Here is a 22,796-nt window from a genome sequence, read left to right as displayed (position 1 = left end):
CGGCCCCACTTGCGTCATCGCCTGCTTCAGCCCGACCGATCGAACTGGTCATCGGCCCAATGCAGGATTCGTCCGCACTGAGGCAGAACAGTGATGCGTTGGCGCAATAGCAACGCTGAGCACTCCCCCGGCCCAACGACCGGTCATGGCGCGGCTGCTCGTCGCTAAGGTTCTTTCTTCCGCAGGTCTTTGACGACATCGAGAAAGGCCCGCAGTGCGGGCGGTACGGCTCGATGTCCGGGGTAGTAAACCGCAACTTCTTCCGCAGCGGGCATCCACGCGGTCAGGACCTTGCGCAGCCGGCCGTCGGACAAGGCCGCTTCGGCGGCCCAATCGGCCACGTAGGCGACTCCCAGATCCTCAATTGCGGCTTCGACCATCAGTTCTTCGTCGTCGAGGACGACGGGGCCGTTTGCCTCGATCACGAGTTCCTGGCCGGCGCGTTCGAACTCCCATCGGTAAAGCTTGCCGCTGGGCATGCGGTGGCCGATGCAATGGTGGCGTTGCAATTCCTCGGGGGTTCCCGGGTCGCCGAAGCGATCGAGGTAGGCGGGCGACGCGACACAGATGAACCTCAACCGGCGTGCAAGCGGCACGGCGATCATGTCCTTGGGGACCGATCCGAGGAGGCGCACGCCGGCGTCGAAGCCGCTGGACACGATGTCGATCAGCCGCCCCTCGACGACGATGTCCACGATCACGTCCGGAAGGCGCTCCGCCATCCGCGGAAGAACCCCGCGAACGAGAAGCCCGGCCACCAGTCGCGGGGCGTTGATGCGGACGGTGCCCGCGACATTGCCCCTGAACCCGGCGACGCTGTCGAGCGCCTCGTCCAGCGAGGCGAGTGCCGGCTGAAGGCGGCCGAGCAACTGGAAACCGGCTTCCGTCGGCGAGACGCTGCGTGTGGTGCGGTTGAGAAGGCGCACGCCCATGCGCTCCTCGAGCGCACGCATGGCGTGGCTCAATGTGGAAGGTGCCGTGCCGATCTCGTCCGCTGCGCGGCGGAAGCTGCGGTGCGTGGCAACGGCCACGAAGGCGGTGAGATCGTTGAGGGACAGGCGGGGCATTGATGGTAATTTTGCATCACCTCATGCCGATTTCAACGGCTTATGCGCGTAATGCGATTGCCCTATCTCCTGCCTGTATCAACTCGGCGCCTCCGGCGCGCTGCCGTTTTCAAGACAGAAAGGAACACGAAATGCCTGCACGTGACGCCATCTATCCGGCCAAACGCCACGCGTTATACGATATTCATCGATATTCCGCGGCCATTCGCTCCGGCGATCTTCTCTTCGTCTCGGGGCAGGTCGGCAGCCGTGAGGACGGCTCGCCCGAGCCCGCATTCGAGGATCAGGTTCGGCGGGCTTTTGCCAATCTGCGCGCGGTCCTGGCCGCCGCCGGGTGCAGCTTCGACGACGTTGTCGACGTCACCACCTTCCACACCAACCCGGACCAACAGATCGAAACGGTGCTGGCCGTCCGGGCGGAGGAGATCGGCGGACCTCCCTATCCGAACTGGACGGCAGTGGGCGTCAATTGGCTTGCCGGCTTCGATTTCGAGATCAAGGTCATCGCCCGCATCCCTTCGACGACCAGCGGCCAGCCGGCGGACAAGCGTTGATCGTTCCCCCTCACTTCCCCTGATGCAGGATGGGTCAGCAACTCCCATGATCCGGCCGCGTGACGCGTTCTTTCAGCCCTTTTCGTAGCACGTGACTGCCTTTCCCCTTCTGGTATTGCATTATGATCGTAATATGTTATTATGATCATAATTCAACCGGCGAGAGAAGTCTGGCCCTCACGATTTGGAGCACGAAATGAATGCGAATTCCGAAAAAACCGCTGTTGTGACCGGAGCCTCCTCGGGCATCGGCCTCGCCAGCGCCGAGGCGCTTGCGCGGGCAGGATTCACCGTCTTCGGGACAAGTCGCCGCTCCGTCGGCAACGGCCCGGACGGGGTGACCATGCTGGTTTGCGACGTGACCGATGGCGCTTCTGTCAGCGCCCTCGTTTCAACCGTGCTGGCGCAGACCGGGCGGATCGACCTTCTGGTCAACAATGCCGGCGTCGGTCTGCTTGGCGGTGCCGAGGAATCCTCCGTCGCACAGGTGCAGGCGCTGTTCGACGTCAATCTGTTCGGCGTCATTCGCATGATCAATGCGGTGTTGCCGTCGATGCGGCGGCGCGGCGAAGGGCGCATCATCAATATCGGCTCGATTCTGGGATTGGTGCCGGCGCCATACTCAGCTCATTACTCTGCGGTAAAGCACGCGCTTGAAGGCTATTCGGAATCGCTCGATCACGAGGTTCGTGCTTTCGATATTCGCGTCTCGGTCATCGAGCCGGCATTCGTGCGTACCGTCTTCGACCAGAACGGGATCGAGCCGGATTCGGTGTTGAAAGAATACGATCGGGCGCGCGCCGGGCTCAAGGCGCTGCTGGGCGATGTGATGCCGAAAGCCGATCCGCCGGAAGTGGTGGCGGATGTGGTGGTCAAGGCGGCGACCGATGTCCGCCCGCGGCGTCGCTATACCGCCGGCAAGGCAGCGCGCCAGGTCAGCATTCTGCGCCGCTTTGCCCCCGCAGAGATGTTCGACAAGAGCTTGCGCAAACAGTTCCGCCTGCCGGTCTGAACCCGGTTAGCAGTGCTCCACCGCCAACGGCTTCGCATCGAAGTGAACAGGGGTGTTCAGCAAGAACAGTCGAGCGCGCTGTCTCGCAAGCTGGCAGATTGCTCTCACACAGGAGAGCATGATGACGACGCGGCAAGATCCCTACCACGCGCGCATGAAACGGGTGTTGAGCTACATCGACCGGCATCTTGAGGATGATCTTGGCCTGGACACGCTTAGTGCCGTTGCGGCCTTGTCCAAGTACCATTTCCACCGCCAATTCAGAGGATATTTCGGCATATCAGTGCATCGCTACGTCCAACTCGTTCGCATGAAACGGGCGGGACAGGTGCTTGCCTTCAAGGACGAGGCGAGCGTGACCGAAACCGCGCTGGACGTCGATGCGCCCGACGCCTTCGCCCGCGCGTTTCGGAAAAGCTTTGGGCAATTGCCTTCCGCATTTCGGGACACGCCCGACTGGAGGTGTGGTTTGCCAGCCTGTGGCCATTGACCAACGCGAGGAGCAAGCTCATGAAAACGGCGTATTCATTGGCTGACGTCAACATCATCGACGTGCCGGAAACACCCGTCGCCGTCCTGCAGCACCGAGGCAATCCGGCCCTGGTCGCCGAGACTATCCAGAAATTCATCGCCTGGCGAAGGGCTGCAGGTTTGAGCGCGGCGTCCAGTGCAACCTACAATGTGTTTCATTCGGATTCCGACATAACGCCGCCGGACGAATTTCGCCTCGACATCTGTGCAGCGACCGATCGGAAAATCGAGATGAACGACCAGGGCGTGGAAGCCGGTGTTCTTCCGGCCGGACGATGTGCCGTGATTCGCGCAATCGGCGCAGAAAATGTCGAGCCGGCGATCGAATTCCTGTATCGCGACTGGTTGCCGGCAAACGGTGAGGCCCTTCGGGATTTTCCCCTCTACTGTCAGCGGGTGAGTTTTGTTCCGATGGTTGCCGAGCACGAAGCCATCACCGACATCTTCCTGCCATTGGTGTGATTGCTGACCTTCCAATGGCGGTCATCTCCGCTACAGTCGAACGTGGGTCAAATCATCACTGGAGACAGCTAAATTCCGCGCCGAGCTGATGTCTGCTTGGTCCGCACCGCGACCTCCAGAATGGTTCGCCAACAAACACGAGCGGTTGCACAGTGCAGAGAGGCGCCTTCAGGACTCCAAAGAGCGGCATTGTCAGTCGTTTTGAACCAAGAAGCCCTGCAGCGCCTGACATCGCGTATATGGATTGGGCCGGTCATCACCGCGATCGCGTCGGTAAGGAGATACAATGGAAAAGGTGCTCGGCATCGGTGGCTTCTTCTTCAGAGCGAAGGAGCCCGATGCGCTCGCTTGATGGTATGCCGACCATCTCGGCGTGGCGCTGCCGCCAGAAAGCTACGATCAACGCTCGTGGGAGCAACAGCAGGGCGCAACCGTCTTCGCACCGTTTGCTGCGGATAGTGACTATTTCGGTCGCGCCGACCAGCCGTGGATGATCAATTTCCGCGTGCGCGACCTCCAGGCCATGGTCGCACAGCTCACGGCAGCCGGAATTGCGGTTGAGGTCGACACCGAACATTACCCTAATGGTTGGTTCGCCCGGCTTGCAGATCCGGAGGGCAACCCGATCCAGCTCTGGCAGGCGGAGGGGGCCGACCGTGACTAAAGGCACCCGAGCAGGCGGAAACGCAAGCGCCGAACCTGGGCTTCGGTTGAGATCCTTCTAGAGCATCTTTCCTGAACGCGGGTCGGCTCGAGGCGTTGTGCTCCAGAGAGCCGCCTTGCGGCCTCAGTTTCCAACGTCGATCGCCGACGACATGTCCGCCGCCGCCGCGACAATGGCACGTCTCAACCATATGTGCCTGGGCGCGTCCTGCTGGCGCGCGTGCCAGACAAGGCTCATCGTGAAGCTGCCAAGATCGAGGGGCGGCGGCAACGATACGAAGCGCTTCATGTTGGCGGCCGCTCGCGCCAGGCTCGAAGGCAGGGTCATGATGAGGTCGGACCGGGCGGCGATCTCGAGCGCCGCGAAGAAGTTCGGCACGCGCAGCTTCACCCGCCGCGTTCGCCCGATGCGGGCAAGCACCTCGTCGACAGGCGCAGGCCCGACGCCGGTGACGCTCACCACGATATGCTCAAGCGCCAGGAAACGCTCGAGCGTCAGCTTTCGGGCGAGCGCCGGGTGCTCCGCGCGCATCAGCGTCACGAGCGTCTCGTCATAGAGGCCGCGCCGACGGATGCCGGCCGGGGCTTCGTCGACCAGCGCCACCATCGCATCCGCGATACCCTGCTCCAGCGCTTCGACTGCGTCCGTGCCCGGCGCGACGATATCGAGATCGAGGGACGGCGCCTCGCGTCCAAGGCGGGCGAGCAGATGCGGCGCCAGCACGGCGGCCTGGAGATCGGGCATCAGCAGCCGGATCCGGCCGGTGGCGGTGGCGGGATCGAACGCGTTGGCCTCGACCATCTCTCGCACACCCGCCAAGATGCCGCGCAGCACCGGGCGCACCTCTTCCGCACGGGCGCTGAGGACGTAGCCGCCCGGTCCATCGACCAGCAGCGCATCCGAAAACAGCGCGCGCAATCGGCCGAGCGCTCGGCTCGCGGCGGGCTGGCTCATGCCGAGCCGGCTTGCGGCACGGGTGACGTTCTTCTCGTCCAGCAGCGCTTCGAGCGCCACCAGCAGGTTCAGGTCGATCCGGCGTAAATCCACTTCGCGCATGACGACTATATACGCCATGCATTGGACGCATGAAATGCCTGCGCCTATCGTTCCCCCGTCAAGCGAGATGAAGGTCAATCGAGATGAAGGTCAGGCCGGATGAAGGTCAGGCGAGCAGAAGGAGAAGAAGTGATGTATGTCGTGCTTGGAGCAAACGGACGGGCCGGCGGCGAGGTCGCGCGCGCCCTGATCGCAGGCGGCGAAGCCGTGCGGGTCGTCCTGCGTCGCAAGGAACGGGGCGAAAAATGGACAGCCCTCGGCGCGGAGGTAGCCGTCGCAAGCATGGAGGACGTCGGCGCCATGGCCGCTGCCCTGACCGGCGCGCGGGCCGCGTTCCTGCTCAACCCGCCGCCGGTGAGCGGTGATCCCTATCAGCGCACGGAAGAAATCGGCGCCGCGCTTGCCGATGCGGCACGGCGTGCGGGTCTGCCAAAGGCCGTCGTCCTGTCGTCCATCGGCGCGCAGCATGCCTCCGGCACCGGCGTCATCGCCACCCTCAACCGCTTCGAGGCGCTGCTCGACGGTGTGGCGCCGGCCACCGCCTTCCTGCGGTCGGGGTATTTTGTCGAAACCTGGAGCGAGGTGGCGCAACCGGTCCTGTCGCAAAGCATACTGCCGACCTTTATCGAGCCGTCGCAGAAAATCCCGATGGTGAGCACGATCGATGTCGGGCGCGCGGCAGCGACCGTGCTGTGCGAGGAGTGGACCGGAAAGCGGGTCGTGGAGCTGGGCGGACCGGAAGACTGGAGCGCCGGCGACGTGGCATCGGCCTTCGCGGACGTTCTCGGCCGGCCGGTGACGCCTGTGCTTGTTGCGCCGGAGGAGCGTGCCGCGCTGCTTGCCGAGGAAGGCGTGCCGGGCGAGGTGGCAGATGCATTGCTCGGTATGTATGAGGGAATCGCCAATGGCCTGTTCATGCGCCAGGACAGCAGCGAGCACCGGCGCGGCACGACCTTCCTGGCGACGGCGATAGAGCGCGTTGTCGCAACACCAGCCGGCCGCTGATCCTCGGCCGAGTAGCGACGGCCGAAACGGATCACGGGCTTCCAGCCACTTGCAGGGAACGTTTTCGGCCGCAATACCCCCCGCGTCTCGCCGACCAACGCTGTCGGCGACGTGCGGAACTCGCGCCTCTCGTTTGGACTTAACTCTATTCCGGACGGCAAAAAGGGAATCCTGAACATGAGACTGCCTGCCTCACGCCAAATGCGTCTCTCCGGTGGAACCGAGCTTGCCTACGTCACTGCGGGCGATCCATCCAACCCCGCTTTGCTCCTCCTGCATGGGTTTCCCAGCTCCGCAAATGCATTCCGCGATGTGATTCCCGGATTGGCGGACGCAGCCTATGTGATCGCGCCCGACCTCCCGGGCCATGGCCAGTCCGACGTCCCGCCGACCCCCTCCTTCGCCGCGATCAGCGAGGCGATTTCCGAATTGCTGACCCACCTCGCGATCGGGCGCCGCTTCATCCACATTCATGATTGGGGCGCCGCCGTGGGTCTGCAGATCGCCACGCAAGCGCCCGAGCTGGTTTCGGGTCTCATCATCCAGAACGCAAACGCGCATCGAACCGGCTTCGGTCCTGTCTGGGACGCCGTGTTGAAATTCTGGTCAGAACCGACAAAGGAGAACGAAGCTGCCGCGACCCCCGACCTGACCTTTGAGTTCACGCGCGAGCAATATACCGGCGGCCTGCCAGAGGATGTCGCTGCCACGATCAGGGGCGACCCCTGGGTCGAGGACTGGAGGGTGATGAACCTTCCCGGCCGCATGGAGACCCACCGCGCGCTTATCGGCGACTACAAAAGCCATGCCGGGCGTTTCGATACGATCGCCGCCTATTTGAAGAGATGGCAACCGCCGGCGCTCATGCTTTGGGGCCGTCACGACCCCTATTTCGATATCGCCGAAACGCTGTCCTGGATGCAGGATCTGCCGCGTATAGAAGCGCATGTTTTTGACGGCGGGCATTTCCTGCTCGAGACGCACGCCGAACCAGCACTCTCCCTGATAATCGAGTTCATCAAGCGAACACAGGAGATGCACCCTGATCGAGCCCATCCCGGACCAGTGCGAGGAGTGCAGGCATGACATCCCCCACGCAACAGCGGCTGCGCCTGTCCGGCGGGACCGAGCTTTCTTTCATCACCGCGGGAGATGCGTCCAATCCCGCGCTGCTGCTCCTGCACGGCTTCCCGAGCTCGTCGCGCACCTTCCAGGGCATCATTCCCGGCCTTGCGCGGGTCGCCTTCGTCATCGCCCCCGACTTGCCTGGCTACGGCCAATCGGCGCCGTTGCCCGCGTCGTCATTCGAAGCGTTCAGCGGCGCAATCCAAGAGCTCCTAACTCATCTCGCGATCGATCGGCGCTTCATCTACCTGCACGATTGGGGCGCGCCTGTTGGTCTCCAGGTCGCCATGCAATCCCCCGACCTCGTCTGCGGCCTCATCATTCAGAGCGCCAACGCACACCGCACAGGGTTCGGACCGCAATGGCAAGCCACATTCGAATTCTGGTCAAACCCCACCGAAGAGAACGAAAGGGAGGCTTCCGCGTTTTTGACTTTGGAAGGCACCCGCGAGCAATATTTGGGCGGCTTGCCGGAGGATGTCGCCGCCCGGATCAAAGGCGAGCCCTGGATCGAGGACTGGAGGGTGATGAATCAGCCTGGCGGCATGGAAACACAACGCGCGCTCCTCGCCGACTACGCCAACCATGCCGCGCGCTTCAGTCTCATCGCCGACTATATCGAAAAGCGGCAACCGCCGGCGCTCATGCTGTGGGGCCGCCACGACCCGTTCTTCGACATCGCCGAAACACTGTCGTGGATGCAAGACCTGCCACGCATGGAAGCGCACATCTTCGACGGCGGCCACTTCCTGCTCGAAACCCACGCCGAGGCGGCAGCCGCGTTGATGACCGACTTTATTGAGCGAACGCAGCGGCCTTGAGCAACCGCTCGCGATCCAGGACCGACTTGCCACGTTTGCGCTGCCCCTCATTGCCCTGCCGGGCATTTCTCCCCGTATAGTGACGGGGAGAAAGACGCCTTCGCAGAGGATTTCGCCACTCTCCAGCGTTGCAGAAGGGTGCCGAAGTTGCGGCCAGCTTCCCTTCTCCCCGTCACTATACGGGGAGAAGGTGCCGGCAGGCGGATGAGGGGCAGCGCAAACCTGAAGCTATTGTCTTGCAGCCTGCTACCGCACGATTTCGCGATGGCCGCCGGGCAGGCGGGTGGCGATGAGCTTGTCGATGCGGCGGCCGTCGAGGTCGACGACCTCGAAGCGCCAGCCCTGCGCATCGACGCATTCGCCGGTCGTCGGCAGATGGTGCAGGTGCGCCAGCACATAACCGGCGACAGTCTCGTAGTCGCGGTTCTCGGGCAGGTCGATGCCGAGAACGTCCGCCATCTCGTCGGCCTGCATGTAGCCGGCGAGCAGCCATGAGCCGTCGTCGCGCTTGACGGCGTTTTCCTCGTCGCCGGCATCGAGGTCCGCTCGGAACACGCCGGTGATGGCTTCCAGTATGTCAGCCGGGGTAACGATGCCTTCGAAATGGCCGTATTCGTCATGGACCAGCGCCATCGGCACGTTGGATTCCTTCAGCGTCGAAAGGACATCCAGCGCGTCGGCCTGGTCATGGACGATGGGAGCGGTGCGCACATGCCGGCGCGGGTCGAGCGCGCGACCGCCGAGCATCGCGGCCAGCACGTCGCGGGTCTGGACGACGCCGATCATGGCGTCGACGCTGCCATCGCCGGCCGGCAGGCGCGAATGCTGGGTCTCCATCAGGAGTTTGCGGGTCGCCGCGTCGTCGGACTGCAGGTTGATCCAGTCGACCTCGGTGCGCGGCGTCATCACCGCGCGGACGGCGCGGTCGCCGAGCCGCATGACGCCGGCGATCATGCGCCGCTCGTCGGATTCGATGGTGCCGTGATGCTCGGCCTCGGCGACCAGCATCTTGATCTCCTCGTCGGTGACCTTCTCCTCGCTTTCACCGCGCTGGCCAAGCAGCCACAGCATGGCGCGGCCGGAAATGTCGAGCAGGAAGACCAGCGGCGCCGAAACGGTGGCGAGGATGGTCATCGCCGGAGCAACCCTGGCGGCGACGCGTTCGGGATCGCGCAGCGCGATCTGCTTGGGTACCAGTTCGCCGATGATCAGCGAGAAGTAGGTGATGAGGGCGACGACGATGCCGACGCCGATCGGGTCGGCAAGGCTTTCGCGGAGGCCGGTCGATGCCAGGAACACGGACAGCCGCTCGCCGAGCGTGGCGCCGGAAAAGGCGCCGGACAAAACACCGACCAGGGTGATGCCGATCTGCACCGACGACAGGAATTTGCCTGGATTGGAGCCGAGCGCCAAGGCGCGTCCGGCGCCGGTGACGTTGCGGTCGATCATCGCCTTGAGGCGGGCCGGCCGTGACGAGACGATGGCAAGCTCGGACATTGCCAAAAGGCCGTTCACGCAGATGAGGACGACCACGATAGCGATTTCAGCGTAAAGCATGCGCGGTCAATAGCATTGCGGCGCGGTCTTCGAAAATAGACGGCCGTCATTTTTCATGCCGGCGGGCGCACCATCTCATGCGGCATCCCATGGCGGCGACGAAAAATGCTCGATCAGGGCGTCGACGACGACACGGACTTTTGGCGTCAGGCTGCGCGTCACCGGCCAGATGGCGTGCATGACGACGTCTTCGAGGAGACAGTCCGACAGGACCGTCTCTTCGTCTTGTGCCTACGGCAGCTGCCGCAGCAGGCCAACCACCGCCTTGCCATCGGTGAAATAGGGATCGCCGCCGCCATTGCGCCCGGTCTTTGTCGCACCGATGCCCGATATCTCGCTGGTCGAGATCAGCATGCCAGCGGCAGACAGGTCGCGGATCAGGAAGTCGCGCTCGGCGTCGATGTCGGGACCGATATGGTGGGTGATCTGGCCGGTGTCGTGGCTGAGGCCGACGCCGCGATCGTAGCTTGCCGCACCCAGCCAGAGCGGCCGGCCATCGTCTCCCGTCGCATCGGTCTGCCAGAAGCGGACGTGATGGCGCCGGTCGGCACTGTCGCCGACCGGCTTCTCGAAGGCCAGATCCTGTGCACGGCCTTCGAACAACAGCCGGCTGACCGGCGCGTCGGGATAGGGCCGATCGAACAGCACGCTTTCGCCGATCTCGATCGCCGTCTCCAGCGTGAGAGCGTCGGCGGTGTCCCATCCGGCGACGGCGAAGGCATGGACCAGCTCTTTTTTGGTGCCGACGAGGCCGACATTGATCGGATCGCCCGCGATGCCTTGCGGCGTGTGCGTCACCATCTCGAAGCGCTGCGTGCGGAAATTGCGGTCGCGCAGGGTCCAGAATTCCGGCGCGGCGAAATAGGCGAGCACGAGATAGCCGGCACAGAACGCCACCAGCCAGATCGTTGCGCGTCGTCGAAGGCTTCGTCGGCTCATGCGACACCACCGTGGTGATATGACATCACCTTATGTGACGTCATTCTACGCGGCGGCGCACACCTTGGGCAGTGGGCACGCGCTCGGGCTCAGCGGCAGGCGCGGTAGCCGTTCTTGCGGTTCTTGATGTCGAAATGGAAATGGTTGCGGTGGTCGTAATTGTAGCCGGGACCGAGCACGGTGGTGAAATACTGGCAGCCGTCGGCGCGCACAGTGTTGAGGAAGCCGCGGGTGCGGAAGGCGAACAGGCCGGGCTTGCGCACGTCGATCTGCTTGCCATTGCTAAGCTCGATGCTCATGACGTCGAGCGCGTTGCCCTTGCCGTGCTCCGACAGCGTGCCTTCGCCGGCGATCCTGCGGCAGGAATAGCTCGAGCCCTGGCGAATGGTCCTGACGCCGGAGAAATAACGCCAGCGGGCGGACGGGACCAGTTCATTCCTGGCCCAGCCGGCGAAGGTGGCGGCCATGTCGCAGGTCAGCGTCGCGGCCGGCTTCATTCCGATGCGGCCGATGGCCGAGATCTTGACCGGGTAGTCGATGCCGCACTGGCCTTCGCGGATCGGCGCAAGGTCGCTGTAGACGACGCCCAGGCGCTTCAAATCCCTGCGGCACTCGACCTCGCTGGCCGGCATCTGTTCGGTCGGCGCCATCGGCTCGTCCATGCGCGGATAGGCGGCGGTCATGTAGGGGTTGGACGGGACGAGGCGCTGCATTCCAGCGTATTTCTGGCCAGCGTATTCTGGGACAGCTGATGTCTGGCTGCCGACATCGACGGCCGGTTCCAGGGAAAGCACGCTGCCGGTGGTGCAGGCCGAGACCGCTGCGATGGCAAGCCCGCCGGCAATCATGCGCGCGCGTCTCACTTGCCGCACGGCTACAGACGCGGCGCGAAATACCCCGGCCATTGGCAGGTTCCCGGTCCCCGAGCCGATCAGGCTCCATGTCATCGTTTGATCATGATCTTTCTCCGAAAACCGGATCCCACTTTTCGGGGTCATGATCAGATGAAACGGAGCTTACCCGCCAACAGTAAAGGAAAAATCAGCGGCTGCGTTTACGGCTGCGGCCAAATTGCGGCGCGTCGGTCCGCAACCATATCACTGGCAGAAGGTGCCGCCGTTGCGGCGCGGTGCAAGATCGAGATGGAGATGCAGCGAATGATCGGCATCGCTGCCCGGGCCAAGCACGGTCTTGAACGGTCCGCAGGCTGCCTTGCGTATTGCGTTCAGGAATTTCGCCTCCTTTTCCGGCGGCGCCGGGCGGATGTCGATCCTCCTGCCGTCCGAAAGCGTGAAGCTGGCGATGTCGAGCGCGTTGCCGAAGGCGTGCTCCGACAATTTCCCGCCGCCATTGCGGTGGCGGCAGACGAAGGCGGATGCCTGGCCGACCGACTTGAGTTCGGCGCCGAGCTCGGCCTTGGCCGCCGGCTGGACGATATCGGCGGCGAAGCGCGCGGCGGCCTCGGCCATCCGGCAGTTCAACTCGGATTCGGGGTTGATATCCAATGACTTGCCCAGCGTCTTCAGTGCGATCGGATAGGGGACAGAGCAGCCGACCGCCGCATCGTGCTCGGCTTTGCGTTCCTCGAAGTCGACGCCCATCGACTTCAGCCGCCTGCGGCAGGCCAGTTCCTCGTCCGGCATTTTCTCCTGCGGCATAGCGGCCGAGCGCGGGTCGGGAGGAATTTTTCTCTCCGGCGCCTGCGCCGGCTTATCCGGTGGTTTTGGCGCGGCGGCCGGTGGTTTTGCCTCGGCGGGGTTTTCGGTCGGCGTCGGAGCGACTGCCGGCGGCTGCGGCCGGGCTTGCTGATGCTGGTCCGACTTCTGCTGGTCCATTTTGTCGGTCGCCGGTTGATCAGGCTTTGGCGCATCCCCAGGGCGCGGCTCGGGGATCGGCACGTCGGCAGGCGCGGCTTCTTGCGCTGATTGCGACTGATTGAGCTCCGGGACGGGCACCTTATCGGGCAGTTCCGGAGCTTGGGCCAGGGCCGCTCCTGCGGACAGCATCGCCGCCGCCAAAGGCAGCGCCAATCTGATCAATCCGGCCATTCTGATCGATGTAGGAGAGATCACCACCGCCATTCGCCCTTAACGGCGGGGGAATGCGGAAGTTGCCTGAACGAGGGCATTGGCCGATCACAAACAGTGACCGCGGTGTTACGCACCGATCGCTTCCAGCCCTTCCTCCAGCCAGTCGGCCAACAGCGGCATGCCGAGCAGATATTTCGCCGTGCGCTTGTTGGCGCGCTCGCGCGCGGCCGTCAGCGCGTCCGCCCATTCCGAGGCGTCATAGTCGCCGCGTCCAACCCAGGCGAGGGCGACGAGTTCGGCCGCCTCGTCGACATTGAGATCGTTGATCAGTTCGCGCAGCTCTTCTTCGGTGAGGTCCTCGGAACGCTCCTCGACGAGACCGTCATGGTGATGGTTGTCATGCGCCTCGCTATCGAGTTCTACCTCGTGCTCGGCGCCATCGGCATAGTCTTCGTTGACGGCGGCGCTCAACGCCTTCGCCTTGAGGATGAACAGGCGCACCGTGTCGGGACCGATCGAAAGCTCCCATTCTTTTTCAAGGCGCCGCTGCACTTGCCGTCTCCGCATACTCCGTTGGCGTTTGCTGGATGATAGCGGATTTGCAGCGCTCGTCACGTTTTGTTCGGCGCTTCCATTTTCCGACTGGCGCGGGCCGTTGAAAAGGCTTTCACTGGCCGTGGCTTTTTTCCGGGATGAAACCGCTTTTGCCCGGCGTTAGTCTTGCATTGTCATGCTTCAGGGAGAGTTCAATGCGCAGACGATTGCTGATCCAGGTTCTGGCGGTTGCCGCCCTGCCGCTGTTTGCTGTTCCGGCGTTTTCGGCCGGTGAAGGTGGAGGCGGTGGCGATGGCAGCCAGACGACACAGTGCAAGAAAGGCAAGGTCTGGGACAAGAAGCTGAAGAAGTGCGTCGCGCCCAAGCACGGCATGCTGGACGACGACAACATCTATGAGGCCGGCCGCGCGCTGGCGATGGCAGGACGCTATGACGAGGCGATCGCCGTGCTCAGCCTGGCTGCGGACAAGAAAGACCCTCGCATCCTCAACTACCTCGGCTACTCTCACCGCCATTCCGGACGCGTCACCGTCGGTCTCGGCTATTATGAGGAAGCGCTGCGCATCGATCCTGATTACACGCTGGTACGCGAATATCTCGGCGAGGCGCACCTGCAGATCGGCGATCTCGCCGGCGCCCGGGAACAGCTCCGCGAGATCGAGAAACGCATCGGCAAGGGATCTCGTGAATACGGCATGCTGTCCGAGCAGATAGACCGTTTCATGAAGAGCTGAATAGAAGCCCGAACTTTTCCTCACCACCGGCTGTGAGCAATCGCAGCCGGTTTTTATTGCCGCTCGCTCGGCCAGCCGGGCTGCCATGACAGCATTTCCGCGAATGGCGGGCGAATTTTTCAAAACCGATTTTTTGGCGTGAAAAACCCGCGAAGATTGCTATATTGGAGGAAATTGCGGTGACACGGTTCCGTTAGCCCGAGGCTGCCGGACCGTTTTCTTTTTGTACCCATCGACAAGGTCGCTCCCGGAATGCGGGGGCGGCCGCAGGAAAGGTCAGGCATTATGAACAAGGTCCCGATGACAGGCGAGGGGTTCGCGTCATTGAAGGAAGAACTGCGCTGGCGCCAGCAGGAAGAGCGGCCGCGCATCATCGAAGCAATCTCCGAAGCGCGCTCGCACGGCGATCTCTCTGAAAACGCGGAATACCACGCGGCGAAAGAGGCGCAGAGTCTCAATGAGGGCCGCGTCAACGAGCTCGAGGATTTTATCGCCCGCGCCGAAGTGATCGACATCACCAAGCTCAGCGGCGAAAAGGTCAAGTTCGGCGCGACCGTGGTGCTGGTCGACGAGGACACGGAAGAGAAGAAGACCTACCAGATCGTCGGCGACCAGGAGGCGGACGTGAAGTCCGGCCGCATCTCGATCTCCTCGCCGATCGCGCGGGCGCTGATCGGCAAGGAAGTCGGCGATGCCATCGAGGTCAACGCGCCAGGCGGCGCGCGGGGCTACGAGATCGTCCAGGTGCAGTTCATTTAGGACCTTTTGATAATTCTACTCTGGCGGCCGACTAGCGCGGTTTTCTGCGCTTCCTACAGCGCCGCGCGTCTTTTGGACGCGCAAAGGACGCTGTAGGACTTTTGATTTGTGCATGATCCTTTCCGAAAATCGATTCCGATTTTCGGGGTCATGCGCGAAGCTCACGTACTTTAAGTACGCTCCGCTCCGGTTCTCGAAAACCACGCTATTCGACTCGCCAGAGCGAATTCTTAAAAGGCCCTACGTCGGTGCTTGCGATTTGAGCGCCAGCAGCTTCTCTGCTTCCGCTATCACCTCCTCAGGCGCGACACGACTGCCGGGCGTGGCCAGCAGCGTTGACGAGAACGGCCCGCGCGGGCCGGTCAGGCCGGGTTCTGTCGCCACAAACACCGCGACGGTCGGCAGGCCGAAGGCGCTGGCGAGGTGGGTAAGGCCGGTATCGGCGCCGATGATCAGCACCGACCGGCCGATGATCGCGGCGATCTCGGCAAGCGGTGATTTCGGCACCAGCACGGTCTGTGGAACGGCTTGGGCGATCGCCTCGGCAACCGTCTTTTCCCTGTCGTTCGACCAGGTGGTGACCGGCGTCATTCCTCTTTCGACGAGAAGCCGGGCCGTCTCGATCCAGTCGCCGACCGGCCATTTCTTGTCTTCGCGGCTGGTGCCGTGCAGCAGGAAGGCGGTTTTTCCGCCGACAAAAGTCCAAGCGACGGCCGGCGGCACGATGCCGGACTCGAGCCCGGAAAAATCCGGTTCATAGCCGAGTGCCAGCCCGAACAGCCGCCTTGTGCGTTCGATGGCGTGCAGATCGCGCGGCACAGCATAGCGGCGGTCGTAGAACAAGGTCGCCGAAGGCTCGCGAGCGCTCGACCGGTCGAAGCCGGCGATCGGCGCCGCGGCCTGTTTCGCCACCACGGCCGACTTCAGCAATCCTTGCGCGTCGATGACGAGATCGTAGCGGCGATCCCGCAAGGCGCGGCGCAATCCCGCTGCCTCGTGCCATGTGCCGCGGCCGAGCGGGCTTGTGCGCCAGCGCCTGATTGCCACGGTGTGGATGGTTGCGATCGCCGGATGCAACGCCACGATGCCGGCAAAAGCCTCTTCCACACACCAGTCGAACGACACGTCCGGCAGCTTGCGGCGCGCATCCTCGACGGCTGGAAAGCTGTGGATGACGTCACCCATCGAAGATGTCTTGACGATGAGCACCCTCATGCGGCGGCCGGCATTTCCAGCAGCCGTTCCGCCGCTGCCGCGACCTGCGCCACCTCGAGCGTGTTCAGGCAGTTGAGATGGCCGAGCGGGCAGATTTTCCGGTGGCAGGGCGAACAGGACAGGCCGAGCCAGACCAGTTCGCGCTGCTCGGCGAGCGGCGGCGTATTGTGCGGCGAGGTCGAGCCGTAGACGGCCACGATCGGCGTGCCGACCGCCGCGGCGACATGCATCAGTCCACTGTCGTTCGACACCGCAAGCCTGGCTGCGGCGATCAGGTCGATGGCGTCCTCCAGCCGCGTCTGGCCGGCGAGGTCGACAACATCAGGTGCAAGCGTGGCGATTTCCGCCGTTACGTCGGCGTCGTTCTTCGACCCGAACAGCGCGACCGCAAAACCTTTGGCCATCATGTCGCGGGCGAGGCCGGCATAGCGTTCGCTCGGCCAGCGTTTGGCCGGCCCGAACTCGGCGCCCGGCATCAGCGCGACGAATTTTTTCGCCTCCAGCCCGAAGCGGCCCAGCAATGCCGCCTGGTTTTTCGTGTCGACGGCGAGCTTGGGGGCACGGAACGTGCCGCCTTGCGCGAGGCCGAAATAGGCCTGCGCCGTGCGCCGTTTCACATCGTCGGGCAAGGCTACGATATCGGTCAGCAGCCCATAGCGCATTTCCTTGAGGTAGCCGACACGGCGCGGAATGCGGGCAAAGAACGGGACCAGCGCCGACTTCCAGCTTCCAGGCATGACATAGGCGATGTCGTAGTGGCCGCGCAGCAGGCGGCCGAAGCGCCTTCGCATGCGGAATTCCAGCGCTCCGGATTTCAGCGGCAGATCGACCTGCCGGCGTATTTCGGGCATCCGCTTGACCAGTGGCGCCGCCCATGCCGGCGCCAGCACGTCGATCGCCGCGTTCGGGTGAAGCTCTCCCAGCGCCGAGAACAGGCACTGCGCCATCACCATGTCGCCCACCCAGCGTGGGCCGATCACGAGGATCGTTGGGCTTTCAGCCATTCGACATAGTCTCTGACGCCGGTTTCCACTGTGCGAAACTGACCATTGTAACCGGCGGCGCGCAACCGGGACATATCAGCTTGCGTAAAACTCTGGTAGCTGCCCTTCAGGTGATCGGGGAAGTCGATGAACTCGATCTCGCCTTTGCCGAGCGCGCCGATCACCGTTTCGGCAATGGCGCGGAACGGCTGGGCTCGGCCGGTGCCGCAGTTGAAGATGCCGCTCGATCCGCGTTTCCACAACCATAGGTTGATATCGGCAACGTCGCCGACATGGATGAAGTCGCGGCTCTGCTCGCCAGGTCCGAAACCGTCATAGGCGCCGAACAGCTTTGGGTTGTGGCCTTGCTCGACCTGGTTGAACAGATGGTAGGCGACCGAGGCCATGGCGCCCTTGTGCGCCTCGCGTGGCCCATAGACGTTGAAGTAACGCAGGCCTGCCACCGGCGAATGGTCGGTTTCGAAGACGGTGCGGCGGACATAGTCGTCGAACAGCTTCTTTGAATAGGCATAGACATTGAGCGGGCGCTCGCAGTGCGGCTCCTCGCGAAACTCGGCGCCGCCGCCATAGACGGAAGCCGAGGAGGCATAGAGGAAAGGCAGCCGCAGCGCCAGGCAGGCATGCAGCAGCCGCTTCGAATAGGCGTAGTTCACCTCCATCATGAACTTGCCGTTCCACTCGGTGGTGGTCGAACAGGCGCCCTGGTGGAAAACGGCCTCGATGCGGCCGAGGTCGCCGGCCTCCATCCGCGGCAGGAAATCGTCCTTGTCGAGATAATCGGCGATCTGCAGGTCGGCGAGATTGGCGATCTTGTGGCCGTCGGTCAGGTCGTCGACGACGAGAATGTCGCTGATCCCTTCGGCATTGAGCGCGGCGACGATGTTTGAGCCGATCATGCCGGCGCCGCCCGTGACGATGATCATGAAAGCCTCTGGTATCTTGTGCCGATTCCGGCCCTTATAGGGGAGGCTTGCCGGGCTGTCGATAAAGCAGGTCGCAAACCGGCGGTTGGGTGGGCGTCAAACGGCGGGCAATGCCTGATGCGGCGTGCGGGCGGCGCGGTGCTGGTCGGATTGGGTGTTCATGTCGCTTTGCAAAAAAGTTGATCCGCCAACCGGCGTTGGCTGTGGTCGGTTCGGAGCCTGCCGTTGCGCTGAGCCGAATTGCGGTATATCGGCTTCGCCATGAACGACCAGCCCTGCCAGTCCAGCGTTTTCACAGCATCGGGACCGGCTCTCATTGCACGTCGAAGATGACATGAGCGAGCAATCCCTGCCTTCTCCCGAACCGCTTCACCGCGCCATCTCGCGGTTCGGCAACGTCACCGTGCTGGTGGTCGGCGACTTCATCCTCGACCGTTTCGTCAACGGCGTCATCGAGCGGATTTCGCCTGAAGCGCCCATTCCGGTGCTGCGCGGGCGTGGCGAAACCTCGGCGATGGGTGGCGCCGGCAATGTCGTCGCCAACATCGTCTCGCTCGGCGCTGCCGCGATACCGGTTTCGGTGATCGGCGCCGATCCGGCCGGCGACAATCTCATGCGCATGCTCGCCGGGCTTGGCGTCGACACCGGCGGTCTCGCGCAGGACGCCAACCGGATGACCTCGTCGAAAAGCCGTTTCAGCGCGCTCAACCAGCAGGTGCTGCGCTTCGACGAAGAGGAAATCAAGCCGCTGGGCGACGCCGAGCGGGCGACACTGATCCGGCTTTTCCGCGCCGGGCTGGCGCAGGCCGACATCGTCATCCTGTCCGACTATGGCAAGGGCATGTTGCTCGACGGCGTCGCCGGCGAGCTGATCTCGATCTGCCGCGAGGCGGGAAAGCCGGTGCTGGTCGATCCCAAGGGCCGCGACTATGCTTGCTACTCCGGGGCGACGGCGATCACCCCCAATCGCAAGGAACTTGGCGAGGCGGTCGGACGCGCGGTGTTTGCCGATGACGAGATCGTCGCCGCGGCGCGTGAGCTGATCTCGGCACATGGCTTCGAGTTCGTCGTCGCGACGCGCAGCGAAAAAGGCATGAGCGTCGTCGACGCCGACGATGCCCGCCACATTGCCACGCAGGCGCGGGAGGTGTTCGACGTTTCCGGCGCCGGCGACACTGTAATCGCTACGTTTGCGTTGGCCCTGGCTGCGGGCGCCGACCGCGTCATTGCCGCGGCCATCGCCAACGCGGCCGGTGGCGTGGTGGTGGGAAAGCGCGGCACCGCACGGCTGACGGTCGAGGAACTCACCGGGGCGCTGTTTCGCTCGCATGGACCGATTGCCCACAAGGATGCAATCCTCGATGCCGCCGCCGCCGCACGGCTGGTGGCGACGTGGAAGGACGAAGGCCTGAGCGTCGGTTTCACCAATGGCTGCTTCGATATCCTTCATGCCGGCCATGTCAGCCTTTTGCATGCGGCGCGCAGCCAGTGCGACCGGCTGGTGCTCGGCCTCAACAGCGATGCCTCGGTGCGCCGGCTGAAAGGGCCGGGGCGCCCGGTCAACGACGAGCATGATCGCGCCTGCGTGCTGGCGGCGCTTGCCTCGGTCGATGCCGTCGTCGTCTTCGAGGAAGACACGCCGCTCGCGCTGATCGAGGCGCTGAAGCCCGACATACTGGTCAAGGGCGCCGATTATACGATCGATCAGGTGGTCGGCGCCGAAATCGTGCAAAAGGCGGGCGGCCGCGTCGTGCTGGTCGATCTCGTCGCCGGCAAGAGCACCACCGGCACCATCGGCAAGTTGCGCGCCGGCAGCACAAACTGAGGTTTTCATGTCCGAACTGAACGATTATCTGGTCCGCTCGGCGGCCGCGATCACCGCGATGGTCGAGCGCGACCTCACCGGCGAGATGGAGCGGGCGGTTACCGCCGTCGTCGCCGCGCTTTCGCAGGGCAAGGCGCTGCTGATCTGCGGCAATGGCGGCTCGGCCAGCGACGCCATTCACATCGCCGGCGAACTGGTCGGCCGCTTCCTGAGGGAGCGCAAGGCCTACAACGTCATCGCGCTGCCAGCAAATGCGGCGGTGCTGACAGCCTGGGGCAATGATTACGGCTTCGACACGGTGTTTTCACGCCAGGTCGAGGCGCATGGCGCCGCGGGCGCCGTGCTGCTCGCCATCTCGACCAGCGGCAACTCGCCCAGCATCCTCGCCGCCGCCGAACAGGCGCGCATGATGGACATGACGGTGATCAGCCTGACCGGCGACAGCGGCGGCAAGCTCAAGCCGCTCTCCGATATCCTGCTCAACGTGCCCTCGACCTCGACGCCGATCATCCAGCAGGGGCATCTGTGCCTCTATCATCATCTGTGCGAAATGGTCGAAGCGCGCCTCTGTGATGGCTGACATCGGCCCGGTCGTGAGGTCCGATTACCCGCTCGAAGCGCCGGGCCTGTGGGTCGAGCGGATCAGTGGCCCGGTTTTTCCAGCTGGCACGCCGGCGCTGTTCCTCGACCGCGACGGCACCATCAATGTCGATAGCGGCTATCCCAGCGATCCGGCTGACATCGCGCTGCGGCCGCAGATGCTGCCGGTGATCCGAGCGACCAACATCGCCGGCCTTCCGGCAATCGTGGTCTCCAACCAGTCAGGCATAGCCCGCGGCTATTTCGGCTGGCCGGAGTTCGCCGCGGTCAATGCCCGGCTGCTGGCGCTTCTCGAAGCGCAGAATTGCCGGATCGATCTGGTGCTCGCCTGCGCCTACCATTCGAGCGGGACGGGCGAACTGGCGGCAGGTGATCATCCGATGCGCAAGCCCAATCCGGGCATGCTCCTGCGCGCCCGCGATCTGCTGGGCGTGGATATCAGCCGATCGATCATCGTCGGCGATAAGGCCGATGACATGGAAGCCGGACGGCGAGCCGGGCTCTGCGAGGGTTGGCTGGTGAACGGCAGATCCAATCGGACTTCCGGCGAAGGTGCGTTCAGGACGCGTAACCTGACGACCGATAACGATCACAGCAAACTCTGCGACGCCATCGCCGAGCGCGGCCGGGATTAAGGCCTCGCTTCGCTGAAAGCCACCAGGCCCTCGTCCTTGACGCGACGGATGGTCAGTGCCGTCCGCACCGTGTCGACATTCGGTGCCGAGGCCAGTTCCTCGATGACGAAGGTCTGAAAGGCGCCGAGGTCGCTCGCCACGCAATGCAGCAAAAAGTCGGATTCGCCCGACACCATCCAGGCGTCGCGAACGATCGGCCAGCCGCGGGTGCGTTCGGCGAAGCTTTTCAGCTCCGCATCGGCCTGGTGATGCAGACCGATGAGGCAAAAGGCGACGACGTCCAGGCCGAGCGCCGGCGCATTGAGCAAGGCGCGATAGCCGCGGATGATGCCGGTCTCTTCCAGCCGCCTGACGCGACGCAGGCATGGCGGCGCCGAAATGCCGACGCGGCCGGACAATTCGACATTGGTCATGCGCCCGTCGTGCTGAAGCTCGCGCAGAATCTTCCAGTCGATGGCATCGAGATCGGCTTTGAGCGGCATGGATACCTTCGGCGCTTCACGCAAGAATCTTTCGTGATTTTGTAAACGACTTTGGTGTCCATTCCATCCCTTCAGTCGCTGATTTTGGGACAGTCGCCGCGCCACGATGCTCATGGACTCGTCTGTTTGTGCGCAAGCTTTCCGGGGACGAAGGCCAGGTCGTCTTGCTGGCGTCGCCTGCAACACCTAGATTAGGGCCGAAATCGATCCCTGTGCCGGACGCTTCATTCGCGTCCGGTTGTTGTGAAAGCCCTGACATGACGTCCAAGCACGCACCCGTTCTCATCATCGGCTCCGGTCCCGCCGGCTATACGGCGGCAATCTATGCCGCCCGCGCCATGCTGAAGCCGATGCTGGTCGCCGGCCTGCAGCAGGGCGGCCAGTTGATGATCACCACCGATGTCGAAAACTATCCGGGCTTCGCCGATCCGATCCAGGGTCCGTGGCTGATGGAGCAAATGCTGAAACAGGCCGAGCATGTCGGCACCGACGTCATCAACGACATCATCACCGAGGTCGACCTCAACGTGCGGCCGTTCCGTGCCAAGGGCGATTCCGGCGCCACCTATACCGCCGACGCGCTGATTATCGCCACCGGTGCGCAGGCGAAATGGCTGGGCATCCCGAGCGAACAGACCTTCATGGGCTTCGGCGTATCGGCCTGCGCCACCTGCGACGGTTTCTTCTATCGCGGCAAGGATGTCGCGGTGATCGGCGGCGGCAATTCGGCGGTGGAGGAGGCGCTTTACCTTTCCAACCTGGCCAAGAGCGTGACGGTCATCCACCGGCGCAGCGACTTCCGCGCCGAGCGCATCCTGAGCGAGCGGCTGTTCAAAAAGGACAATGTCCGCGTCATCTGGGACACTGTCGTCGACGAGATCACCGGCCAGTCCGGCAAGATGCCGCTGCCGCCGTCGGTGGAAGGACTGAAGCTGCGCAATCTGGTGACCGGCCAGGAGATGCATCTGACGGTCGACGGCGTGTTCGTGGCGATCGGCCATGCGCCGGCGGTCGAGCTGTTCGCCGGCAAGCTGAAGCAGAAGCCGAACGGCTATCTGTGGACGGCCCCGGATTCGACCTGCACCGACGTGCCGGGCGTGTTCGCCGCCGGCGACGTGACCGACGACATCTACCGCCAGGCGGTGACGGCAGCGGGGCTCGGCTGCATGGCCGCGCTCGAGGCGGAAAAGTACCTCGCCGGGATCGAAGTTCACCGCGAAGCTGCGGAGTAGACAAGCGGC

The 22,796-nt window shown here is 63.7% G+C and carries 22 protein-coding genes and 3 pseudogenes; 14 read left to right on the top strand and 11 right to left on the bottom strand.

The annotated features are described in order from the left end of the window. Positions 1 to 164: 164 nt before the first annotated feature. Positions 165 to 1,067 (bottom strand): LysR family transcriptional regulator, encoded by a 903-nt coding sequence (locus AC0L3O_RS12760; protein WP_473615742.1) that lies wholly within the window; start codon positions 1,065 to 1,067, stop codon positions 165 to 167. 131 nt (positions 1,068 to 1,198) lie between these two features. Here AC0L3O_RS12760 and AC0L3O_RS12755 point away from each other — a divergent pair, with 131 nt between their 5' ends. The 4 genes and pseudogenes from AC0L3O_RS12755 to AC0L3O_RS12740 all read left to right on the top strand — a co-directional run. After that, on the top strand, positions 1,199 to 1,621 hold the full coding sequence (locus tag AC0L3O_RS12755) for a RidA family protein (protein WP_128176280.1): 423 nt from the start codon (positions 1,199 to 1,201) through the stop codon (positions 1,619 to 1,621). Positions 1,622 to 1,817: 196 nt separating this feature from the next. Further along, positions 1,818 to 2,633: an oxidoreductase gene (locus AC0L3O_RS12750; RefSeq protein WP_473615741.1), complete on the top strand. Its 816-nt coding sequence runs from the start codon at positions 1,818 to 1,820 to the stop codon at positions 2,631 to 2,633. 121 nt (positions 2,634 to 2,754) lie between these two features. Next, positions 2,755 to 3,626, top strand: a pseudogene (locus AC0L3O_RS12745) (AraC family transcriptional regulator). Between the two features lie 364 nt (positions 3,627 to 3,990). Beyond that, positions 3,991 to 4,290 (top strand): annotated as a pseudogene (locus AC0L3O_RS12740) (VOC family protein); the annotation flags it as partial. 123 nt (positions 4,291 to 4,413) lie between these two features. Here AC0L3O_RS12740 and AC0L3O_RS12735 read toward each other — a convergent pair. Next, a complete protein-coding gene (locus AC0L3O_RS12735; protein WP_473522710.1) occupies positions 4,414 to 5,346 on the bottom strand; it encodes a LysR family transcriptional regulator in 933 nt (310 codons plus the stop codon). 132 nt (positions 5,347 to 5,478) lie between these two features. Between AC0L3O_RS12735 and AC0L3O_RS12730 the strand changes: the two genes are divergently transcribed. The 3 genes from AC0L3O_RS12730 (at position 5,479) to AC0L3O_RS12720 (ending at position 8,297) form a co-directional block, all read left to right on the top strand. Then, a complete protein-coding gene (locus tag AC0L3O_RS12730; RefSeq protein ID WP_287240012.1) occupies positions 5,479 to 6,351 on the top strand; it encodes an NmrA family NAD(P)-binding protein in 873 nt (290 codons plus the stop codon). Positions 6,352 to 6,528: 177 nt separating this feature from the next. Then, the gene (locus AC0L3O_RS12725) at positions 6,529 to 7,437 is read left to right on the top strand and encodes an alpha/beta fold hydrolase (RefSeq protein ID WP_473615740.1); all 909 of its coding nucleotides are present in this window, start codon (positions 6,529 to 6,531) and stop codon (positions 7,435 to 7,437) included. Further along, on the top strand, positions 7,434 to 8,297 hold the full coding sequence (locus AC0L3O_RS12720; RefSeq protein WP_473615739.1) for an alpha/beta fold hydrolase: 864 nt from the start codon (positions 7,434 to 7,436) through the stop codon (positions 8,295 to 8,297). The genes AC0L3O_RS12725 and AC0L3O_RS12720 overlap by 4 nt, the downstream gene beginning before the upstream one ends. A 246-nt stretch (positions 8,298 to 8,543) precedes the next feature. Here the strand turns inward: AC0L3O_RS12720 and AC0L3O_RS12715 are convergent, their stop codons facing one another. The 5 genes from AC0L3O_RS12715 to AC0L3O_RS12695 form a co-directional block, all read right to left on the bottom strand. Continuing rightward, positions 8,544 to 9,854, bottom strand: a complete 1,311-nt coding sequence (locus AC0L3O_RS12715; RefSeq protein ID WP_473615738.1) for a hemolysin family protein — start codon at positions 9,852 to 9,854, stop codon at positions 8,544 to 8,546. Positions 9,855 to 10,085: 231 nt separating this feature from the next. Continuing rightward, positions 10,086 to 10,793, bottom strand: a complete 708-nt coding sequence (locus tag AC0L3O_RS12710; RefSeq protein ID WP_031255203.1) for an LssY C-terminal domain-containing protein — start codon at positions 10,791 to 10,793, stop codon at positions 10,086 to 10,088. A gap of 89 nt (positions 10,794 to 10,882) precedes the next feature. Next, positions 10,883 to 11,698, bottom strand: a complete 816-nt coding sequence (locus AC0L3O_RS12705) for an extensin-like domain-containing protein (protein WP_128247256.1) — start codon at positions 11,696 to 11,698, stop codon at positions 10,883 to 10,885. A gap of 192 nt (positions 11,699 to 11,890) precedes the next feature. Further along, positions 11,891 to 12,799 (bottom strand): extensin-like domain-containing protein, encoded by a 909-nt coding sequence (locus AC0L3O_RS12700; protein WP_441295549.1) that lies wholly within the window; start codon positions 12,797 to 12,799, stop codon positions 11,891 to 11,893. A gap of 150 nt (positions 12,800 to 12,949) precedes the next feature. Beyond that, positions 12,950 to 13,375: a DUF3775 domain-containing protein gene (locus AC0L3O_RS12695; RefSeq protein WP_023799808.1), complete on the bottom strand. Its 426-nt coding sequence runs from the start codon at positions 13,373 to 13,375 to the stop codon at positions 12,950 to 12,952. A 197-nt stretch (positions 13,376 to 13,572) separates the two neighbouring features. Here AC0L3O_RS12695 and AC0L3O_RS12690 point away from each other — a divergent pair, with 197 nt between their 5' ends. Both AC0L3O_RS12690 and greA read left to right on the top strand, forming a co-directional pair. Next, complete coding sequence (locus AC0L3O_RS12690) at positions 13,573 to 14,112, top strand: tetratricopeptide repeat protein (protein WP_419694369.1); 540 nt, start codon at positions 13,573 to 13,575, stop codon at positions 14,110 to 14,112. Between the two features lie 285 nt (positions 14,113 to 14,397). Further along, a complete protein-coding gene (greA, locus tag AC0L3O_RS12685) occupies positions 14,398 to 14,871 on the top strand; it encodes a transcription elongation factor GreA (RefSeq protein WP_023799806.1) in 474 nt (157 codons plus the stop codon). A 240-nt stretch (positions 14,872 to 15,111) separates the two neighbouring features. Here the strand turns inward: greA and waaC are convergent, their stop codons facing one another. From waaC to rfaD, 3 genes are read right to left on the bottom strand one after another with little or no spacing between them, the layout of a single operon-like run. Beyond that, positions 15,112 to 16,086 carry a lipopolysaccharide heptosyltransferase I gene (waaC, locus tag AC0L3O_RS12680; protein ID WP_473535037.1) on the bottom strand — a complete coding sequence of 325 codons (975 nt, stop codon included), beginning with the start codon at positions 16,084 to 16,086 and terminating at the stop codon, positions 15,112 to 15,114. Beyond that, complete coding sequence (waaF, locus tag AC0L3O_RS12675) at positions 16,083 to 17,090, bottom strand: lipopolysaccharide heptosyltransferase II (protein ID WP_473615737.1); 1,008 nt, start codon at positions 17,088 to 17,090, stop codon at positions 16,083 to 16,085. The genes waaC and waaF overlap by 4 nt, the downstream gene beginning before the upstream one ends. Next, on the bottom strand, positions 17,063 to 18,013 hold the full coding sequence (rfaD, locus tag AC0L3O_RS12670; protein WP_473535035.1) for an ADP-glyceromanno-heptose 6-epimerase: 951 nt from the start codon (positions 18,011 to 18,013) through the stop codon (positions 17,063 to 17,065). Before rfaD ends, waaF begins: the two co-directional genes overlap by 28 nt. Positions 18,014 to 18,109: 96 nt before the next feature. On the opposite strand from rfaD, the pseudogene AC0L3O_RS12665 reads away from it, so the two are divergent. From AC0L3O_RS12665 to AC0L3O_RS12650, 4 genes and pseudogenes are all read left to right on the top strand, one after another. Further along, positions 18,110 to 18,196: pseudogene (locus AC0L3O_RS12665) on the top strand (LysE family translocator); the annotation flags it as partial. A 151-nt stretch (positions 18,197 to 18,347) separates the two neighbouring features. Then, on the top strand, positions 18,348 to 19,838 hold the full coding sequence (rfaE1, locus tag AC0L3O_RS12660) for a D-glycero-beta-D-manno-heptose-7-phosphate kinase (protein WP_473615735.1): 1,491 nt from the start codon (positions 18,348 to 18,350) through the stop codon (positions 19,836 to 19,838). Positions 19,839 to 19,845: 7 nt separating this feature from the next. Then, positions 19,846 to 20,418 carry a D-sedoheptulose-7-phosphate isomerase gene (locus AC0L3O_RS12655; RefSeq protein WP_473535033.1) on the top strand — a complete coding sequence of 191 codons (573 nt, stop codon included), beginning with the start codon at positions 19,846 to 19,848 and terminating at the stop codon, positions 20,416 to 20,418. Beyond that, the gene (locus AC0L3O_RS12650; RefSeq protein WP_473535032.1) at positions 20,411 to 21,073 is read left to right on the top strand and encodes a D-glycero-alpha-D-manno-heptose-1,7-bisphosphate 7-phosphatase; all 663 of its coding nucleotides are present in this window, start codon (positions 20,411 to 20,413) and stop codon (positions 21,071 to 21,073) included. Before AC0L3O_RS12655 ends, AC0L3O_RS12650 begins: the two co-directional genes overlap by 8 nt. On the opposite strand, the gene AC0L3O_RS12645 is transcribed toward AC0L3O_RS12650, so the two are convergent. Continuing rightward, complete coding sequence (locus AC0L3O_RS12645) at positions 21,070 to 21,555, bottom strand: Lrp/AsnC family transcriptional regulator (RefSeq protein WP_287172536.1); 486 nt, start codon at positions 21,553 to 21,555, stop codon at positions 21,070 to 21,072. The two genes, AC0L3O_RS12650 and AC0L3O_RS12645, sit on opposite strands and share 4 nt — an antisense overlap. A gap of 257 nt (positions 21,556 to 21,812) precedes the next feature. Between AC0L3O_RS12645 and trxB the strand changes: the two genes are divergently transcribed. Continuing rightward, complete coding sequence (gene trxB, locus AC0L3O_RS12640) at positions 21,813 to 22,787, top strand: thioredoxin-disulfide reductase (protein WP_027151125.1); 975 nt, start codon at positions 21,813 to 21,815, stop codon at positions 22,785 to 22,787. Positions 22,788 to 22,796: the final 9 nt, after the last annotated feature.

Source organism: Mesorhizobium sp. WSM4810 (assembly GCF_055811235.1).
The sequence above is the reverse complement of the archived record's forward strand: the minus strand, read 5'-3'. Positions and strand labels throughout refer to the sequence as shown.

What these genes read in the sequence shown, in the direction of transcription:
- AC0L3O_RS12760 (WP_473615742.1), bottom strand. Translation starts at nt 1,067, where the DNA reads ATGCCCCGCCTGTCCCTCAACGATCTCACCGCCTTCGTGGCCGTTGCC.
- AC0L3O_RS12755 (WP_128176280.1), top strand. Translation starts at nt 1,199, where the DNA reads ATGCCTGCACGTGACGCCATCTATCCGGCCAAACGCCACGCGTTATAC.
- AC0L3O_RS12750 (WP_473615741.1), top strand. Translation starts at nt 1,818, where the DNA reads ATGAATGCGAATTCCGAAAAAACCGCTGTTGTGACCGGAGCCTCCTCG.
- AC0L3O_RS12735 (WP_473522710.1), bottom strand. Translation starts at nt 5,346, where the DNA reads ATGCGCGAAGTGGATTTACGCCGGATCGACCTGAACCTGCTGGTGGCG.
- AC0L3O_RS12730 (WP_287240012.1), top strand. Translation starts at nt 5,479, where the DNA reads ATGTATGTCGTGCTTGGAGCAAACGGACGGGCCGGCGGCGAGGTCGCG.
- AC0L3O_RS12725 (WP_473615740.1), top strand. Translation starts at nt 6,529, where the DNA reads ATGAGACTGCCTGCCTCACGCCAAATGCGTCTCTCCGGTGGAACCGAG.
- AC0L3O_RS12720 (WP_473615739.1), top strand. Translation starts at nt 7,434, where the DNA reads ATGACATCCCCCACGCAACAGCGGCTGCGCCTGTCCGGCGGGACCGAG.
- AC0L3O_RS12715 (WP_473615738.1), bottom strand. Translation starts at nt 9,854, where the DNA reads ATGCTTTACGCTGAAATCGCTATCGTGGTCGTCCTCATCTGCGTGAAC.
- AC0L3O_RS12710 (WP_031255203.1), bottom strand. Translation starts at nt 10,793, where the DNA reads ATGAGCCGACGAAGCCTTCGACGACGCGCAACGATCTGGCTGGTGGCG.
- AC0L3O_RS12705 (WP_128247256.1), bottom strand. Translation starts at nt 11,698, where the DNA reads ATGGCCGGGGTATTTCGCGCCGCGTCTGTAGCCGTGCGGCAAGTGAGA.
- AC0L3O_RS12700 (WP_441295549.1), bottom strand. Translation starts at nt 12,799, where the DNA reads ATGCTGTCCGCAGGAGCGGCCCTGGCCCAAGCTCCGGAACTGCCCGAT.
- AC0L3O_RS12690 (WP_419694369.1), top strand. Translation starts at nt 13,573, where the DNA reads ATGCGCAGACGATTGCTGATCCAGGTTCTGGCGGTTGCCGCCCTGCCG.
- greA (WP_023799806.1), top strand. Translation starts at nt 14,398, where the DNA reads ATGAACAAGGTCCCGATGACAGGCGAGGGGTTCGCGTCATTGAAGGAA.
- waaC (WP_473535037.1), bottom strand. Translation starts at nt 16,086, where the DNA reads ATGAGGGTGCTCATCGTCAAGACATCTTCGATGGGTGACGTCATCCAC.
- waaF (WP_473615737.1), bottom strand. Translation starts at nt 17,090, where the DNA reads ATGGCTGAAAGCCCAACGATCCTCGTGATCGGCCCACGCTGGGTGGGC.
- rfaD (WP_473535035.1), bottom strand. Translation starts at nt 18,013, where the DNA reads ATGATCATCGTCACGGGCGGCGCCGGCATGATCGGCTCAAACATCGTC.
- rfaE1 (WP_473615735.1), top strand. Translation starts at nt 18,348, where the DNA reads ATGAGCGAGCAATCCCTGCCTTCTCCCGAACCGCTTCACCGCGCCATC.
- AC0L3O_RS12655 (WP_473535033.1), top strand. Translation starts at nt 19,846, where the DNA reads ATGTCCGAACTGAACGATTATCTGGTCCGCTCGGCGGCCGCGATCACC.
- AC0L3O_RS12650 (WP_473535032.1), top strand. Translation starts at nt 20,411, where the DNA reads ATGGCTGACATCGGCCCGGTCGTGAGGTCCGATTACCCGCTCGAAGCG.
- AC0L3O_RS12645 (WP_287172536.1), bottom strand. Translation starts at nt 21,555, where the DNA reads ATGCCGCTCAAAGCCGATCTCGATGCCATCGACTGGAAGATTCTGCGC.
- trxB (WP_027151125.1), top strand. Translation starts at nt 21,813, where the DNA reads ATGACGTCCAAGCACGCACCCGTTCTCATCATCGGCTCCGGTCCCGCC.